The sequence below is a fragment of the Pseudomonas sp. 14P5.3.2 genome, from assembly GCF_057799175.1.
Genome location: NZ_JBYOKU010000004.1, coordinates 1 through 15,936, shown reverse-complemented (window position 1 = coordinate 15,936; position 15,936 = coordinate 1). Strand labels below are relative to the sequence as shown.

Annotated in this window: 10 protein-coding genes; 2 read left to right on the top strand and 8 right to left on the bottom strand. The window is 61.1% G+C overall.

Annotated elements, in window-relative coordinates; all coding sequences use genetic code 11:
* The first annotated feature begins 8 nt into the window (after positions 1-8).
* Positions 9-359 carry a cupin domain-containing protein gene (locus tag AC27VU_RS04360; protein ID WP_003221437.1) on the top strand — a complete coding sequence of 117 codons (351 nt, stop codon included), beginning with the start codon at positions 9-11 and terminating at the stop codon, positions 357-359.
* 271 nt (positions 360-630) lie between these two features.
* On the opposite strand, the gene mmsB is transcribed toward AC27VU_RS04360, so the two are convergent.
* Positions 631-1,518, bottom strand: coding sequence for a 3-hydroxyisobutyrate dehydrogenase (gene mmsB, locus AC27VU_RS04355; RefSeq protein ID WP_338800738.1), 888 nt, complete (start codon positions 1,516-1,518; stop codon positions 631-633).
* Between the two features lie 9 nt (positions 1,519-1,527).
* Positions 1,528-3,054 carry a CoA-acylating methylmalonate-semialdehyde dehydrogenase gene (locus AC27VU_RS04350; protein WP_083367084.1) on the bottom strand — a complete coding sequence of 509 codons (1,527 nt, stop codon included), beginning with the start codon at positions 3,052-3,054 and terminating at the stop codon, positions 1,528-1,530.
* A 150-nt stretch (positions 3,055-3,204) separates the two neighbouring features.
* Here AC27VU_RS04350 and AC27VU_RS04345 point away from each other — a divergent pair, with 150 nt between their 5' ends.
* Complete coding sequence (locus AC27VU_RS04345) at positions 3,205-4,152, top strand: LysR family transcriptional regulator (protein ID WP_007962101.1); 948 nt, start codon at positions 3,205-3,207, stop codon at positions 4,150-4,152.
* Here the strand turns inward: AC27VU_RS04345 and yfiB are convergent.
* The 6 genes from yfiB to recC all read right to left on the bottom strand — a co-directional run bounded on the left by yfiB (position 4,149) and on the right by recC (position 15,842).
* The gene (yfiB, locus tag AC27VU_RS04340; protein WP_003221406.1) at positions 4,149-4,643 is read right to left on the bottom strand and encodes an outer membrane lipoprotein YfiB; all 495 of its coding nucleotides are present in this window, start codon (positions 4,641-4,643) and stop codon (positions 4,149-4,151) included. The genes AC27VU_RS04345 and yfiB overlap by 4 nt on opposite strands.
* A 4-nt stretch (positions 4,644-4,647) precedes the next feature.
* Positions 4,648-5,916 (bottom strand): diguanylate cyclase DgcN/YfiN, encoded by a 1,269-nt coding sequence (dgcN, locus tag AC27VU_RS04335; RefSeq protein ID WP_201135862.1) that lies wholly within the window; start codon positions 5,914-5,916, stop codon positions 4,648-4,650.
* A complete protein-coding gene (gene yfiR / locus AC27VU_RS04330) occupies positions 5,913-6,488 on the bottom strand; it encodes a regulatory sequestration protein YfiR (protein WP_488723527.1) in 576 nt (191 codons plus the stop codon). Before yfiR ends, dgcN begins: the two co-directional genes overlap by 4 nt.
* Before the next feature lie 119 nt (positions 6,489-6,607).
* Positions 6,608-8,707 (bottom strand): exodeoxyribonuclease V subunit alpha, encoded by a 2,100-nt coding sequence (recD, locus tag AC27VU_RS04325; RefSeq protein ID WP_488723526.1) that lies wholly within the window; start codon positions 8,705-8,707, stop codon positions 6,608-6,610.
* Positions 8,704-12,393 (bottom strand): exodeoxyribonuclease V subunit beta, encoded by a 3,690-nt coding sequence (gene recB / locus AC27VU_RS04320; protein ID WP_488723525.1) that lies wholly within the window; start codon positions 12,391-12,393, stop codon positions 8,704-8,706. The genes recD and recB overlap by 4 nt, the downstream gene beginning before the upstream one ends.
* Entirely contained in the window at positions 12,390-15,842 is a 3,453-nt protein-coding gene (recC, locus tag AC27VU_RS04315; protein WP_488723524.1) for an exodeoxyribonuclease V subunit gamma, read from the bottom strand. The genes recB and recC overlap by 4 nt, the downstream gene beginning before the upstream one ends.
* Positions 15,843-15,936: the final 94 nt, after the last annotated feature.

Below are 15,936 nucleotides of genomic sequence, written 5' to 3'. Positions count from 1 at the left end.
GAGTTCTCATGACCGCGACCGCCCCCATCACCGTTCTGCGCGACACCCACCCGCTGCCGGTACTCGATGCCTGCAAATGGGAAAAGCTCGAAGGTGACCCGCACACCGTCAACCTCAACGCCTACACCAGCGAAGACGGCAGCAAGATCATGGGCACCTGGATCTGCACCCCGGGCAAGTGGCGGGTCGACTATGTGAAGTGGGAGTACTGCCACTTCCAGGAAGGCTACTGCATCATCACCCCGGACGGCATGGCACCGATCCACCTGCGCGCCGGCGATATTTTCGTGGTTGAACCGGGGATGAAAGGCACCTGGGAAGTGGTCGAGACCGTGCGCAAATATTTCGTCTTCGCCTGACATGCAAAAGATCGCAGCCTTCGGCAGCTCCTACAGGGTGTACATCTTGCCCATGTAGGAGCTGCCGAAGGCTGCGATCTTTTTTGCCTCACAAAAAAACCTGTGGCGAGGGAGCTTGCTCCCGCTCGGCTGCGCAGCAGTCGTAAACTCAGTCAATGCGGTTTTTCTGAAGAACCGCATTGACCGGGTTTGGGTCTGCTGCGCAGACCAGCGGGAGCAAGCTCCCTCGCCACAAAAGCACTCTTGCCACCAGAGCATCGGTGATCCGAATTTACTGCGGCTTGCGATAACTGTTGATAATCGCCGAAAAGTCCTTGCCGCCCTCCCCGCGCTGGCTCATCGCCTGATACAACTGCTGCGCCACCGCCCCCAGCATCACCGGTTGATGCGCCTGACGCGCCGCTTCGGTCGCCAATCCCAGATCCTTGAGCATCAGTTCGGCACCAAACCCACCGGTATACCCGCGCGAGGCTGGCGCCGTTTCGACGATGCCCGGCCACGGGTTGTACATTTCCGAACTCCAGCAACGCCCGGTCGAACTGTTGATGATCCCGGCCAGCACCGAAGTGTCGATCCCCAGCGCATCGCCCAACGCCATGGCTTCACTGACGCCGACCATCGAGATCGCCAGCAGCAGGTTGTTGCAGATCTTGGCGATCTGTCCGGTGCCGACTTCGCCGCAATGCACGATGTTGCGGCCCATCTGCGCCAGCACCGGTTGCAGGGTGGCGAACAGTTCCGGGGTGGCGCCGACCATGAAGGTCAGCGTGCCAGCGGTCGCGCCACCGGTGCCGCCGGAGACCGGTGCATCGGCCATCGCCACGCCTTGTTTGGCGGCAGCGGCGGCCACATCACGAGCAGTCTGCGGATCGATGGTGCTGCAATCCACCGCCGGCACGCCTTTGCCGATACCGGCCAGCACACCATCCTCACCGAGCCAGACGCTGCGCACATGCACCGCCGCCGGGAGCATGGTGATCACCAGTTCAGCGTCTTCAGCTGCTTCACGGGCCGAGGCGCGGATAGTGCCGCCCAGTTGCTCCAGTTCCGCCAGTACAGTCTTGTTCAGGTCCACCAGGTTCAGCGAGTGGCCAGCCTTGATCAGGTTGCGCGCCATCGGCGCGCCCATGTTGCCCAGACCGATAAATGCGATTTTCATGGCAGTTCCTCAGCGCAGGTTGATGGTGGTGTTCACGCCGTCGTTGACGCTGTCGTCATCGAACCAGCGCGCCGTGACCGTTTTGGTCTGGGTGTAGAACTGCACCACTTGCTTGCCGTACGGGCCGAGGTCGCCGAGTTTCGAACCACGCGAACCGGTGAAGCTGAAGAACGGCACCGGCACTGGAATCGGAATGTTGATGCCGACCTGGCCGACGTCGATTTCCGTCTGGAATTTGCGCGCTGCCGCACCGCTCTGGGTGAACAGGCCCGTGCCGTTGCCGAACGGGTTGGCGTTGACCAGCGCGATGGCCTGATCAAGGGTGTCGACTTCCAGCACCACCAGCACCGGGCCGAAGATTTCCTGGGTGTAGATCTGCATATCGGTGGTCACGCCCGAGAACAGGGTCGGGCCGACGAAGTTGCCCTGCTCATAACCCGGCACCTTGATGTCGCGACCATCGAGTTCAAGCTTGGCGCCTTCCTTGATGCCGCTTTCGATCAGATCAAGAATCCGCGCCTTGGCTTTCTTCGAGATCACCGGGCCGACATCGGTGCCTGGCTCACTGCCGGCGTTGACCTTGAGTTTCTGCGCCAGCGCTTTCAGATCCGGCAGCCACTGCTTCGCCGCACCGACCAGCACCACCACCGAGGTGGCCATGCAGCGTTGCCCTGCCGCACCGAAACCGGCGCCGACCAGGGCATTCAGCGCTTGCTCGCGATTGGCGTCCGGCAGCACCACGGCGTGGTTCTTCGCGCCCATCATCGACTGCACGCGTTTGCCGTGCTTGCCGGCCAAGTCGTAAACGTGGGTACCGACCGCCGTCGAACCGACGAACGACACCGCTTTGATGTCCTTGTGGGTGCACAGGCCATCAACCACGTCCTTGCCACCGTGCACCACGTTGAGCACGCCCGCCGGAACGCCAGCCTCGATCGCCAGCTCCACCAGGAGCATGGTCGACAGTGGATCCTGCTCGGAAGGCTTCAAGACGAAGGTGTTGCCGCAAGCGATCGCCATCGGGAACATCCACAGCGGAATCATCGCCGGGAAGTTGAACGGGGTGATGCCGGCGCACACGCCGATCGGCTGACGCAGGGTGTAGGTATCGACGCCACCCGCCACGTTTTCGGCGAATTCGCCCATTTGCAGCGTACCGATGGAGCACGCGTGCTCGACCACTTCCAGGCCACGGAAAATGTCGCCCTCGGCGTCGGCAATGGTCTTGCCCTGCTCGGCGCTCAGCACCACGGCGATGCGTTTGGAGTGCTCGCGGATCAGTGCCTGCAGCTTGAGCATGATGCGCATGCGCGCGCCGATCGGGGTCAGTTTCCAGGTCTGGAATGCGCGGTGCGCGGCACTGATGGCGGCATCGACTTCAGCGGCGGTAGCGAACGGAACCTTGGCCAGCACTTGCTGGGTCGCCGGGTTGACGATGTCGTGCCACTCGGTGGTCTGCGATTCGACCCACTCGCCATCGATCAGCAGCTTGACCTTCTGGACCGTGGTTTCGTTGGGCGTAAGCGATGCGTTCATGCTGGTCTCCGAAACTTGTTTTTATCGTAGGAGCCAAGGCGAAAGGGTTCGCCTTGAGATGAGGCGTGGGTCACGAATTGGTTGTCGGACTGTTTTTGGAGTATAGATGTGCAAACTTCTAATAAGAACGCACATATAAGCCCGTCCATCATGCAAAAAAACATCACCTCCCTGGGGTCGCTGAACTGGGACGACCTGAAGTTTTTTCTCGAAGTCGCCCGCACCCGCAAGGCCAGTACCGCGGCCAAACGCCTGGCGGTGGACTACACCACCGTGTCGCGGCGCATCAGTTCGCTGGAAGCGGCGTTGGGTACGTTGCTGTTCGAAAAATCGCGCACCAGCGGTTTTGTCCTGACCACTGAAGGCCAGCGTTTGCTGGGCTATGCCGAGTCGATTGAAAGCACGTTGCACATGGCTTGCGAGCAAGTCTCGGGCTCTGGTGTGGCGCTGTCAGGGCACGTACGCATGGGCTGCACCGAAGGTTTCGGCAGTTTTTTCATCACTCCGCAGCTGAGCCACTTCGTCGACGCCTACCCGGCGATTTCGGTGGACATCCTGCCGCTGCCGCACTTCATCAGCCTGTCCAAGCGCGAGGCCGATATCGTCATCGCTTTGGAACGCCCGGAGCACGGCCCGTACGTGTGCTGCAAACTCTGCGACTACCGCTTGCAGCTGTACGCAACCCAGGACTACCTCGACCAACACCCACCGATCCGCCGCCCGGCCGATTTGGGCAAGCATCAATTCATCAGTTATGTGGATGACCTGGCGTTCAGCTCGGAGCTGCTGTACCTGGCGAACGTCCTGCCCGGCGCCAGCGCAAACCTGCGCAGCACCAGCGTCATCGCGCAGTTCGTCGCGGCGCAGCAGGGGCGTTCACTGGCGATTCTGCCGTGCTTCCTCGCCGCGCAGGATCCGCGCCTGCTGCCGGTGCTGCCCGAGGAAATCGACATCACCCGGCAGTTCTGGATGTACTGCCGGGAGGATCTGCGCAAGTTGAAACGGATCACCCTGTTGTGGGATTACATCCGTGAGGTGACCGAGCGTAATCAGGGTCTGCTGATGGGGCAGACGCGGGAGATGCGGTTTGCCGATTAATCGGCGCTGACCACAATCGACACCCGGCGATTCTCGGTGCGTCCGGCGGCAGTGTTGTTCGACGCCACCGGCTCGCTGCTGCCCAGTCCGCGCAGCTGGATGTTCTCTTCCTTCATGCCGACGGTGGTCAGCACTTTGGCCACACTCTTGGCACGGCGCAGTGACAGTTGCTGGTTGTAGGCCTCTTTGCCCGAGGCGTCGGTATGACCGTCGACGCGCACTCGCTCAATGCCGACACCCACCAGCGCCTTGCCGATGCGTTCGACGATCTCGGTGCTCTGCGCGTTCAGGCTTTCGATATCGCTGCCAAACAGCACTTTGCCCGACAGGCCGAATGCCCAACCCTCGTCGGTCGGCTCGAAGCCCTGTTGTTTGAGTACGGCGATCTGCGCCGGGGTCAGGCCTTTTTGCGGTGCGGTCTGGCACCCGGTCAGCGCCAGTACGGCGATCATCAGCAAGGCGGAAAACAGTCGAGCGGGAAATGTGAACACGGAATCAGCTCCTGGTTTGAAGATTGACGACCGGGCTCTCCGTCCCGGCAGTGGATTGAGCGCCACGCGACAGGCGCTTGGCCTGATACATCGCCGCGTCGGCAGCATTGAGCAAGGCACCTGGCGTGGCACCATGATCGGGGAAAACGGCAATGCCGATACTGAGCGACGTCACCACACTGGTATCACCCGGCAGCGCGATGGGCATGTCCATGCTGGCGAGAATCTTGTCGGCAATGCGTTCGGCGTCTTCGATCTTGTGCAATGGCGCGAGCAGCACGGCGAATTCATCGCCCCCCAGCCGCGCCACCAGATCCTCTTCACGCAGTTGCGCGCGCACCCGATTGGCCACCGCCACCAGCACGGCATCGCCAGCGGCGTGACCGAAGTTATCGTTGATGCCTTTGAAGCGGTCGCTGTCGAGAAACAGCACCGCCGCCCGCTCGTTGTGCTTGCCGGCATTGCGCAAGGCGCGAATCAACCGGCCTTCGAAAAACGCCCGGTTCGGCAGGCCGGTGAGGCTGTCGTGGCTGGCCTGGTGGGCGAGGGTTTCGTTCTCGCTTTGCAGGTGGGTTTGCCAGGATTCGAGTTCATCGAGCAGGGCATTGAAGTCGTTGCCGAGGTTATCCAGTTCGGCGATCTGCGCCGGCGGTACCCGTCGATCCAGCGCACGCTCGCTGCGGGCGGCGTGGGCCACCGCCGCGAGGCTGCGAAGAGGACCGGTAATGCTGCGCAGCTGTCGGCGCGCCAGATACAGCGCGACCCAGGCACTGATCGCGGTACAGAGGATGATTCCCGCCAGACCGCTGAGCAAAAAGCGCATGAGGCTGCCGCCGTGACCAACCAGCAGAATGCGCCCGATTTCACGATCCTGATGCACGATCGGCAGGCTGATGGGCTTTTCCAGAATAGTGCGGGCGGCCTGCATTTCCAGTTCGGAGAACAAGCCGTTCTCGGGCCGCTGCCAGCGTGCCAGCAACTGGCCTTGCGCATCGAAAACCTGAGCATCCGCCACTTCCTCGGTGGACGCGATCAACGCCAGCGCTTCGGTAGCGGCAGCCTTGTCGTTGAACACTACCGCCGCCTCCACGGTGTAGCTGATCGAGCGCGCAATCAGGTGCAGGTTGTGATCGGCGTAGACCCGCAGCGCGAGAACGCCCAACAGGGTCAGCGACACACTGGCCATGGTCACGGCCACCAGCGCGACAATCAAATGTCCACGGCCGATGACCGAGCCCAGTGTCGGACGGGTTCTGGAACGGAACAATTTCATGGCGCCGCCGGTTTGCGGCGCGACAGCTGCAGTACGCTCGGGTGGATGCGTACGCCGCTGCGGGCTACGGAGTCGAGATTGACCTCGAAGGACACCTGCTCATCGCCGACGCGCAGGCAGAACAGGCTGCCAACCGTGCACTGATCGCCACCTTCGCTGATGCTCAGCACCGGATGGCCGATCAATGACGTGAACAGCCGACTGCGTTCATCTGCGGTGAGTTTGCCGATATACACCGCATCGCATTCGCTGACGATGGCCGGGTTGTCGGCCAGCAGTCGACGCACGGTGACCGGCCGGCCAGTGGCTTGTGTGGTGCCTTTGACCAGATCGTCGGTGTACTCGGTAGGCCCGACGATACACAGGCGCAACTGCGCTGGCTCGACCGGCCAACGAGCGTAGCTGAGGATGCCAAGCACGACTTGCGTCACTGACTGGGCGCGTTGTTCGGCCCCGCTTGCGGGAGTCTGTGGCTGCGCAACAGCAACGCCCGCCAGCAAACAGAGCAGACTGACAAGCAATGCGTGCTTGCAGCGAACCACGCGCTCTGTCGCCCAGACTGCCACCTTCATGCAGGGATTCTCTTGGATCGTACCGAAATGATGCCGCAACGATAGCACAGCGGAGTAACACCAGCGAGACAGCGCCTTCTGACCGGCTGGTCAGTAACCGCCGCCAATCGCCAGATCTTTCATCCCCGAGCCTCGCCACCCTCCTCCAGTTCCAGCATCAATCCGCTCAGGCGTTTGACCTTGCGTTGCACGGCCTCTTCGAACACGCCTGCGCGAGGTTCGATCAGGGTGAACCAGTTTTTCGCGCGAGTGATCCCGGTGTAGATCAGTTCCTTGGTCAGCACCGGATTCAGGGCATCCGGCAGGATCAGTGCGGTGTGCGCGAACTCCGAACCCTGGGATTTGTGCACGGTCATGGCATACACCGTTTCAACGTCGTTAAGCCGACTCGGCAGCACGAAGCGCACGCCGCCCTGGCCGTCGTTACGCGGAAAGGCCACGCGCAATACCGGTTTACCGGCGTCCGGCCCTTCACGCTCGGGCAGCTTGAGCGCAATGCCGATGTCGCCGTTCATCAGGCCCAGGCCATAGTCGTTGCGGGTCATCAACACCGGACGGCCTTCGTACCATTGCTGGTCATGTTCGATCAGGCGCGCTTTGAGCAAGGCTTCGGTAATCCGCAGATTCAGCCCTTCGACACCCCAAGGGCCCTTGCGCACGGCGCACAACAACTGGAACGCGTCGAATGCCTGCAGTACGTCCCGTGCCCAGTTGATCCAGTCTGGATGCTCCAGCGGTCTGCCCGCCGGAGGGCGTTGATTGCGCAGCACGCTCAGATAGTGGCGGTAGCCCTGTGGCCCGTCGCCATGGCCTTCGAGCAACAGCCGCTCCAGCTTGTGATCATGTTCGCCCCTGAGCGGCAGGGAAAACACATCGTCGTAGTGTCCGGCCGCCAGCAACTGGCGCGCCTCATCCGGCAACTGCTGATTGACCCGCCGCGCCAGTTGACCGATGCCGCTGCCTTCACCGAAACGCCGGGAGTGGCGCAGCATCACCAGTTGCTGCGCCAGGGGATGCGAACCGTCGTTGTCTTCGTGCAAACCGCTGTTCTGCAATGACTCACCACTGACCGACTCCAGCCATTGCCGGGTCTGCGAGTTGTACCAGCCAGCCTCGGCATCGCGGCACAGATCGCCGAGCACCGCACCCGCCTCCACGGAGGCGAGCTGATCCTTGTCGCCAAGCAACACCAGACGCGCATGCGCCGGCAAGGCATCGAGCAGATTGGCCATCATTTCCAGGTCGATCATCGACGCTTCGTCGACCACCAGCACATCCAGCGGCAAGCGGTTGCCGGCATGATGACGAAAGTGTCGGGTACCGGGACGACTGCCGAGCAGACGGTGCACGGTGGTCACGTCGCAGGGGATTTTCTCGCGAACGGCTTCGGCGACCTTCAGCGACTGCACCTGCTGGCTGATGGACTCGGTCAAGCGCGCAGCGGCTTTACCGGTGGGTGCTGCCAGGCGAATCCGCAGCGGCTGACCGGCCTCCACGGCAGGTGCCTGGAGCAACGCCAACAGGCGCACCACCGTGGTGGTCTTGCCGGTACCCGGGCCACCCGTGATGATGCTGAAGGCTCTACGGGTCGCAAGGGCGCAGGCGAGTTTCTGCCAGTCGACCACCGCATCCGGCCTGACGGGGCCGAACAACTCATCAAGTCGCTGGGGCAGGTCATCGGGCGGCGTTTCACCTTGAGCCAGGCGTGTGCGCAACGCCCGGTCAATACGGCGCTCATAGGCCCAGTAGCGCCGCAGATACAGACGCTTGCCGGACAACACCAAAGGTCGCTGCTGCGCGGCCTCGCTGGTGTCCGCCGCCAGCGCAACCAGAGAACTGCTCGCCAACGCCTTGCACCAATGGCGGCCGTCCAGTGTTTCGAGCAACTGTGAAGGCAGCAGCAATACGCCACTCTGCACATCGCCTTCGGGTGGCAGCGACAGCGCGAAATCCGGGGCCTTGAGGGTTTCGAACAGATCCAGACACACATGCCCGTGCCCCAACTGATGGCTGGTCAGCGCGGCGGCGAGCAACACCAGCGGATCAGACTCGGGCGCGAGCTCGTGCAGAAAGGCCACGAAGGCCTTGTCCAGCGACCGCAGCCAGCCTCGCTCGACCCAGCGATCCAGCAACAGCAGTAGATCTGCAGCACTCGTCAGCGGCGCCAGGCTCGACGCGTGGTCGATACCCGATGACAGATCGGCGAATGTACGATTCATAGCAGGACTCCCTGTTCCCATGCGGGCTCGGCCTTGGGTTCCGGCTTGCCCTGGAACAGACGATCCAGCCGCTCGATCAGTTCACGCGGCGGGCGCGCGAAATACACGCCGCGACTGTCAGCCCGGGTTCCCCGCAGGAACACATACAACGCACCGCCGACATGTCGGTCGTAATCGTAGTCGGGCAGCCGCGCCTTCAATTGCCGATGCAATGCCAACAGGTACAGCACGTATTGCAGGTCGTAACGGTTGTCGAGGATCGACCGTTCCATGGCTTGCTCGGTATAGGCCGCATCGTCGACGCCCAGCCAGTTGGATTTGTAGTCAGCGACGTAATAGCGCCCCTCGTGTTCGAAAGTCAGGTCGATGAAGCCCTTGAACATGCCGTTGAGTTGTACCGGCTCGGCGGCCACCCGGGCCACACCGTTGTGGGTGTACTGGCGCACCCACTCATCGAGCTTGAGAACATCGACCTTGTGGCTGGCGAACCAGAACTCCATCTCGACGCGGTACTGTTTCAGTTGCTCAAGCACGACCGGAGGCTGTCCGCTACCAGTCGGCAACGGGGACTTGAGCAGGTGATGCAGCCAGTCACTCAGAGTGGTGATCCAGCCTTCCCAGCCGCGCAGGTTGCAGCGTCGGCCAATCGCATCCTTGATCGACTCGTAGGGAACGGCAAAACCTTCATCGCCAGCCCACTCCAGCAAACCGTGAAGAAAGGTGCCCGGGTTGGGTCCACGGGGGAACCGATGGATATCGGCGCCGCCGGCCACGATATCTCGCGGCGCATCTGGATCGAGACGCTCATCATCAAACAGTTTTTGCGCTTGCGGACTGTCTGGCGCCTCATCACTGCCGACACTCAACACATCACTGATGCGCAAGGCACTGTAGGAGGCAATCCACCAGTTCTCGCTGGCCTTGCGCTTCGGTACCAATGTGGTACTGAGGACCGCTTCATTGCGCTCGGGACGATAAGTTTCCTGCCTGGCCTGCGGCATTTCACCCAGGTTTATTGCCGGACAGTCTTGCTGCAGATCCAGCAACCAACGGCTCAAGCCGGTTGATTCATCCAGCCTTGCACCGCCACCCAGCAGATAGCCAAGCGCCGAAAGATGAAGCACCGAACTGTTGTTATTACCGCGTTTGAGGTCCGTTACACCCAGCCAGCATGCATGTTGTGCGCGAGTCAGGGCGACGTAGAGCAGTCGCAGATCTTCGGCCAGACGCTCATCGTCTGCCAGGGCGATCAACTCGGCAGTCGGTTTCAGCGTCACCTGAGCCTTGCCCGAGGCATCGTGGTAATGCAACGGCAAGCGACTGCCATCCACCGGTTTTGCCGAGCAGATGAAGGGCAGGAAAACCAATGGATACTCAAGCCCTTTCGATTTGTGGATGGTCACTACCTTGACCAGTTGCTCGTCGCTCTCCAAACGTAATATCTGCTCTTCACCGGCCTGACCTGACAACGCCAGAAGTTCGGCCAGATGACGAATCAGCGCTTGCTCGCCATCGAGCTCCGCTGCGGCCTGCTGCATCAGCTCCGACAGGTGCAAGAGATTGGTCAGCACCCGCTCGCCATCACTGCGTGCAATCAGGGTCTGCGGCAAGTGAAAGTCGTGCAGCAGACGCCGCAACATCGGCAACACGCCTTGCTTGCGCCACAGCTCGCGATAACCACGGAACTGCATGACCCGGGCTTCCCAGACCAACTCGTCCTGATTCAGTCGCTCCAGCTCAGCCAGAGGCAGATTGAGGGTGATGCAGGCCAGCGCGGCCTTCAGTGAACGCTCGACATCCGGCTCGGCGCAGGCCTTGAGCCAGGACAGCAGATCGTGCGCCTCCTGGGCGGCGAAGACCGAGTCCTTGTCAGACAGATAAACGCTGCGCACCCCACGGGCAGCAAGCTCTGCGCGTACCGCCTGAGCCTCTTTGCCGTCGCGCACCAGAATCGCAATATCGGAAGGCCGCAAGCCCCGGAAGACCTTACCCTCCTGAACGAATCCCGCGGCACCGGTTTGCCCACCATTGAGCAACGCCGTGATTTCACTGGCACAGGCCGCCGCCAACTGCTGGCGATAGACCGCGCCGGACAGGGGCTGATCGGTGGACAACTGCCAGACATTCAGCGCCGCGACATCTAGCCCGGCGATCTGCAATCGCTCTTTGCGTCCCTGAGACTCAACCGGCTGAAAGGGAACCGGGTTTTCCCCGGTTTTTTCCCGAAACAAAAACGCGCCGCGTCCCAGATCACGGGATTCGGCGCGTTCGAATACATGGTTGACCGCACTCACCATGCCATGGCTGGAACGGAAGTTGGTACCCAGCGTATGCAGGCGGCCGGTGGTGGCCAGACGCGCACGCAGGTAGGTGTAGATATCGGCGCCACGGAACGCGTAAATCGCCTGTTTGGGGTCGCCGATCAGGAACAGACCGGTGTCCGGACTGTTGTCTTCAATGCGGTAGATGCTCTCGAAGATCCGATATTGCACCGGGTCGGTGTCCTGAAACTCATCGATCAGGGCAACCGGAAACTGTTCGCGGATTACCGCCGCCAAGCGCTCGCCGCTGTCGGATTGCAGCGCAGCATCGAGGCGCAACAGCATATCGTCGAAGCCCATTTCTGCGCGACGACGCTTCTCTTCCTCAAAGCGTGCACCCACCCATCTCGCCGCATGCTGCAATACAGCAGCATCGGGGGTCGGCAATGCGTCGAGGCTCGCCTTGAGCCCCGGCATCGCGTCCAGAGCAGGATGACTCGGTGCCTGGCCCTTCCAGGCTTCGGCCATCCCGTCCGGGGTCAATCGGGTGAAGCCGGTGCCGAGATCCAGTTGCTCCATGGCCTCGTCTTCCGCCCAGGCCTTGAGCTTTTCGAACCAGGGTTCAAAGTAGCGCGCCTGCATCTTGCGCCCGTCGACGGCTTTGCTCGCCACGCCCTCGTGACAGATCACCAGCAGTTCATCTGCCCACTGTCGCCAAGGCATCTTCAGTTCAAGCAACGCGGCACGCCGTTCTTGCAGACACTCTTCGATCAACTGCGCAGGTGCCTTGCCTTCGTCGCTGTCGCGCTCACTGCCAAACAGACCTCGCACTCGCGGCAACAGCGCTGCCGGCCCGCCCCAGTTTCCACGAACCCAATTCAGCGCGTCGCCCTGCATCGGGTAACAGAACAGTCGCCAGTAATCGCGCAGCACTTCGCCAAGCAGATCGCTGTGATCGGTTTCCAGGGACTGGGTAAACAGGCTGCCGCTGTCGAACGCATGTTCGCGCAGCATGCGCTGGCACCAACTGTGAATGGTCGAGACGGCCGCTTCATCCATCCATTGTGCGGCGATGTCCAGGCGATTGGCGCAGCCGGGCCATTGTGACGGATCAAACTGTTCACGCAGTTCGGCGATCAGTCCGTCCGGTGCCGGGGTTTCTTCGCGAAAAAAGCGCGCCGCCTCAGCCAGTCGCGTACGGATTCGTTCACGCAACTCTTTGGTGGCGGCATCGGTGAATGTCACCACAAGAATCTGCGGTGGCAATAGTTCTCGCCCGAAGCCGTTCGACTCGCCGCCGTGCCCAAGGATGAGACGCAGATAGAGAGCAGAAATGGTGAAGGTCTTGCCGGTGCCGGCACTGGCTTCGATGAGTTGACTGCCGTGCAGCGGGAATGCCAGGGCCAGCGGTGTCCTGGTGCTCATGTGCGTGCTCCATCGCTGTTCAAGGAACGCCACGGCGCTTCATACAAGGGGCGATACAACGCGTCGCACCAACCGGAAAAAGTTTCGTCCGCCATCAACGCATCAAAGTCAGCGAATTGTCGGGAGAGCGCAGGGCTCTCGCGGCGTTCACCTTCGCTGTTCTGGCCGTCACCTTCGTAGGCTTTACGGGCAGCAGCCTCGGCCTTGAGCGGGTCAGTCTGAGTAAGCCAGGCGAAGGCCGTTTTTACCGCAATCGGCAATGGCTGGCGCATGCCGGCCTGCCAGGCGAGCAGCAAATCACGAAGGAAACGAACCGCTCTATCCTGGTCCATAGGCTCAAGCAGAAGGGTATCGTCACTCGCCACTAACGCGGTGGTCAGCAAGAGTCCGCTGGCGCAGGCTACCAGGTGATTGACCCAGGGCTTGGTCAAGCGATGCCATTTTCGACTTTTGATCGAGCCGATGCTGTTGGGGATGGTCGTGACTGATAACACTCCACCATCAGCGCGTTGATGCAAACCGGCGAGCCAACCATCAACACGCACGCCCTGTAACTCAAGATTGATCGGAATCGCACTGGTCAATGGCGTCGGCCACAACGCCAGTAGTTGTTGGTAACGCTGCAGCAAATCCGGCAACGGCTCGATCAACTCCCTCTGGAGGCATTCCCCGAAACCGGCCATGGGCAGCAATCCACTGTTCTGCAAACGCCGCGCCTGATCTTCGAGCGCCCGATCAATATTGTCCGGCTGCCGGAGTGCGGCTTCGAGCAGACTGTCGCTCAGCATGTAGCGCTGCAGTGCGTCCAGCACAAAAGGTTCTTCGTCAGCCAGGGGCGCCTCGGCGGCCTCGAAATACACTTTGAGGCGCTGAGTGAAAAAGTGCCGGACCGGGTTACGCAAGAAATCCTGTAGAAGGGGCAGACTCAGTGGCTCTTCCTGAACATGAGGCGCGAGTAGCTCGGCCGCATGCAGCGGCTCATGGCTCTGGTGCAAAACCTGCCACTCGCGGGCATAGCTGAATAGCTGATCGCCTTCATGGAAATAGCGCGAGCTGAACGGTTGCAGCGGATGCTCCTCGGTCATGGCACTCAACAGATCCTGATGCTCGTCGATGAGCCGCCAGCCACTGGCGAGGTGGTCACGCAACTGGCCGATCAATACCGAAGCTGGCCGCTCACTGTTGTCACGGATGCTGCGTCCGACCCAACTGATGTACAGCTGACAGCGCGCAGACAGCAGCGCTTCAAGCAACAGATAACGATCATCCTCGCGCCGGGAGCGGTCCCCAGGCCGGTAGTCGCTGCCCATGAGGTCGAAGTCCAGCGGCGGTTGCGCCCGAGGGTAATCGCCATCGTTCATCCCCAGCAAACAGACAAGCTTGAACGGGATCGCGCGCATGGGCATCAGCGTGCAAAAGTTTACTGCGCCGGCAAGAAAACGCTGGGACAGGCGCCCCTGATCCAGTCCTGCGAGCCAGGCTTCTCGAACCACCGTCAACGGCAATTCTTCTACCAGTCCCACAGATTCACAGGTCTGCAGCCAGGTCTCGCGCAACTCCTCAAGTTGCGTGAGCAGATAATCGTCGTGCTCGTTGCTGGCCTTGAAGAACAGCTGCATCAGCACTTGCAGTCGCTGTCCCCACACCTTGGGTTGAGCAGCCTGAGTGAGCTCATGATGGGCCAGTTCCAAGGCATCCAGCAGCGCAACCAAAGGCCCGATCAACGCGGCATCCAGACCACCGATTTCATCGTAGGGTTCTATACCTGCGCAGGCATTGGAGCTGCCGACCGCGTACCCGAGCAACATTCGCCGCAAGCCGAAATGCCAGCTGTTTTGCTCCAGCTCATCCGGCAAGCCCAGACCGGCACGCTGCTCGGCGTTCATTCCCCAGCGCACTCCCGCCCCTTCGATCCAGCGATGCAGCGTCGGCAAGTCGCGCTCCTGCACGCCAAAACGGGCACGTAATGCGGGAACATCGAGCAGGTCGAGGATCTCACTGACCGGAAAACGACTGTCCGGCAACTTGAGCAGATGTTCGACCGCAATCAGCAATGGGTCGCGGCCGCGCTGGCCCTGGTCGGCCAGGGTAAATGGAATGAAGCGTGAATCATGCCGATCCAGTTGGCCAAACACCGCCCGGATATGCGGCGCATAGCTGTCGATGTCGGGCACCATCACGATTACATCCCGTGGACGCAGATCCGGATTGGCACTGAAGCGTGCGAGTAACTGGTCGTGGAGAATCTCCACTTCGCGCTGTGCACTGTGGGCTATGTGAAAACGGATCGACTCATCCTGCGTCAGGTCGACGGCGGGCCAGTGCTCACGCGTTTCATTGAGTGGCCGCAACTCGAGGATATCGTCCTGAAGTTGATTGAGCAGGTTTTGCGGCTGCGCTTCGCTGAACAGGTCGATGCGTCCGTCACGGAATGCCGCACGATAGCTGTTGGGGTCATCATAACTGTCGAGCAGATTAATATAGTCGCGACCTTGTTTACCCCAGGCGGCGAGCAGCGGATGAGCGTGTTGGTGCAGCGCTTCAGGATCGAGCGCGGCCGGCATGCCGGTCTTGCGACTCTGACGCTTGTATTGATGGCGCAGCAGATCTTTGTCGGCGACGATATCGGCCCAGTGATGTCGACAAGGGTTGTGCACACACAACAGCACCTGGCTGAAACGTGCAAGCCCGGCCAATGCTTCAAGCACCTGGGCCGGCAATGATGAGATGCCAAACACAATCACTCTCGAGGGTAGCCCTGCAGGTGCATGCTCAAGAGAGTTTATGCGCTCGATAAACCGCTGGTGAACGCCGGCCCGGCTCTGAGCCATACCCTGCTCACCGACATCCACCAGCAGGGCACGCCACAATTCAGCCTGCCAGCAACTGACCGGGGGCAGTGGCTTTACCTCACCTCTGACATTGCGTAGCTGGTGCCGACCTACGGCCCAATCCTCAAGCCAGTCGGCTCGATACACTTGATACTGGTCAAATAGGTCTGCCAGGCGTTCGGACAACTGGTAGCGTTTACGCAAATCGGTGTCATGGGTGAGGAAGCGTTGTAGCGGCTCGAAATGGGGGCGCTCAATAACTTGCGGCAACAGACGCATCAGTCGCCAGGTCAATGGGGCCTTGTCGAGCAGAGACTTGGCCGGAATTTCTTCTCGTCCCAGCACCATACGGTAGAGCTGCCACATGAAACTGCCGGGGAGCTGCACATCGATCGCAGCGGCTATCCCGCAACCACCGAGGTCGTCCCCTTCAGGGTCTTCCGCCAAGGCCAGCTTTAGCCATTGGGCGATACCGTTGCTCTGCACCAGAGCGATTTCGTTCTCCAAGGGCGCCAATGGATAGCGCCGCATAATGCTGACCACCAGGCTGCGCAGTTCGTCCAGACTATTGCTCTGAACTACCATGAATGCAGCATTGAGGGACGAGGCGTCCGGCATAAAAGCTTCCTTGGAAAAGTACAAAAGCCAGGGCAGAACCTTAGCACTGTCGACAGGCTGTGACAGCCGGAAGGATCTACCGCGTGCTGTAGGA

Coding starts and splice junctions, on each gene's coding strand:
- AC27VU_RS04360 (WP_003221437.1), top strand. CDS start 9: ATGACCGCGACCGCCCCCATCACCGTTCTGCGCGACACCCACCCGCTG.
- mmsB (WP_338800738.1), bottom strand. CDS start 1,518: ATGAAAATCGCATTTATCGGTCTGGGCAACATGGGCGCGCCGATGGCG.
- AC27VU_RS04350 (WP_083367084.1), bottom strand. CDS start 3,054: ATGAACGCATCGCTTACGCCCAACGAAACCACGGTCCAGAAGGTCAAG.
- AC27VU_RS04345 (WP_007962101.1), top strand. CDS start 3,205: ATGCAAAAAAACATCACCTCCCTGGGGTCGCTGAACTGGGACGACCTG.
- dgcN (WP_201135862.1), bottom strand. CDS start 5,916: ATGAAATTGTTCCGTTCCAGAACCCGTCCGACACTGGGCTCGGTCATC.
- yfiR (WP_488723527.1), bottom strand. CDS start 6,488: ATGAAGGTGGCAGTCTGGGCGACAGAGCGCGTGGTTCGCTGCAAGCAC.
- recD (WP_488723526.1), bottom strand. CDS start 8,707: ATGAATCGTACATTCGCCGATCTGTCATCGGGTATCGACCACGCGTCG.
- recB (WP_488723525.1), bottom strand. CDS start 12,393: ATGAGCACCAGGACACCGCTGGCCCTGGCATTCCCGCTGCACGGCAGT.
- recC (WP_488723524.1), bottom strand. CDS start 15,842: ATGCCGGACGCCTCGTCCCTCAATGCTGCATTCATGGTAGTTCAGAGC.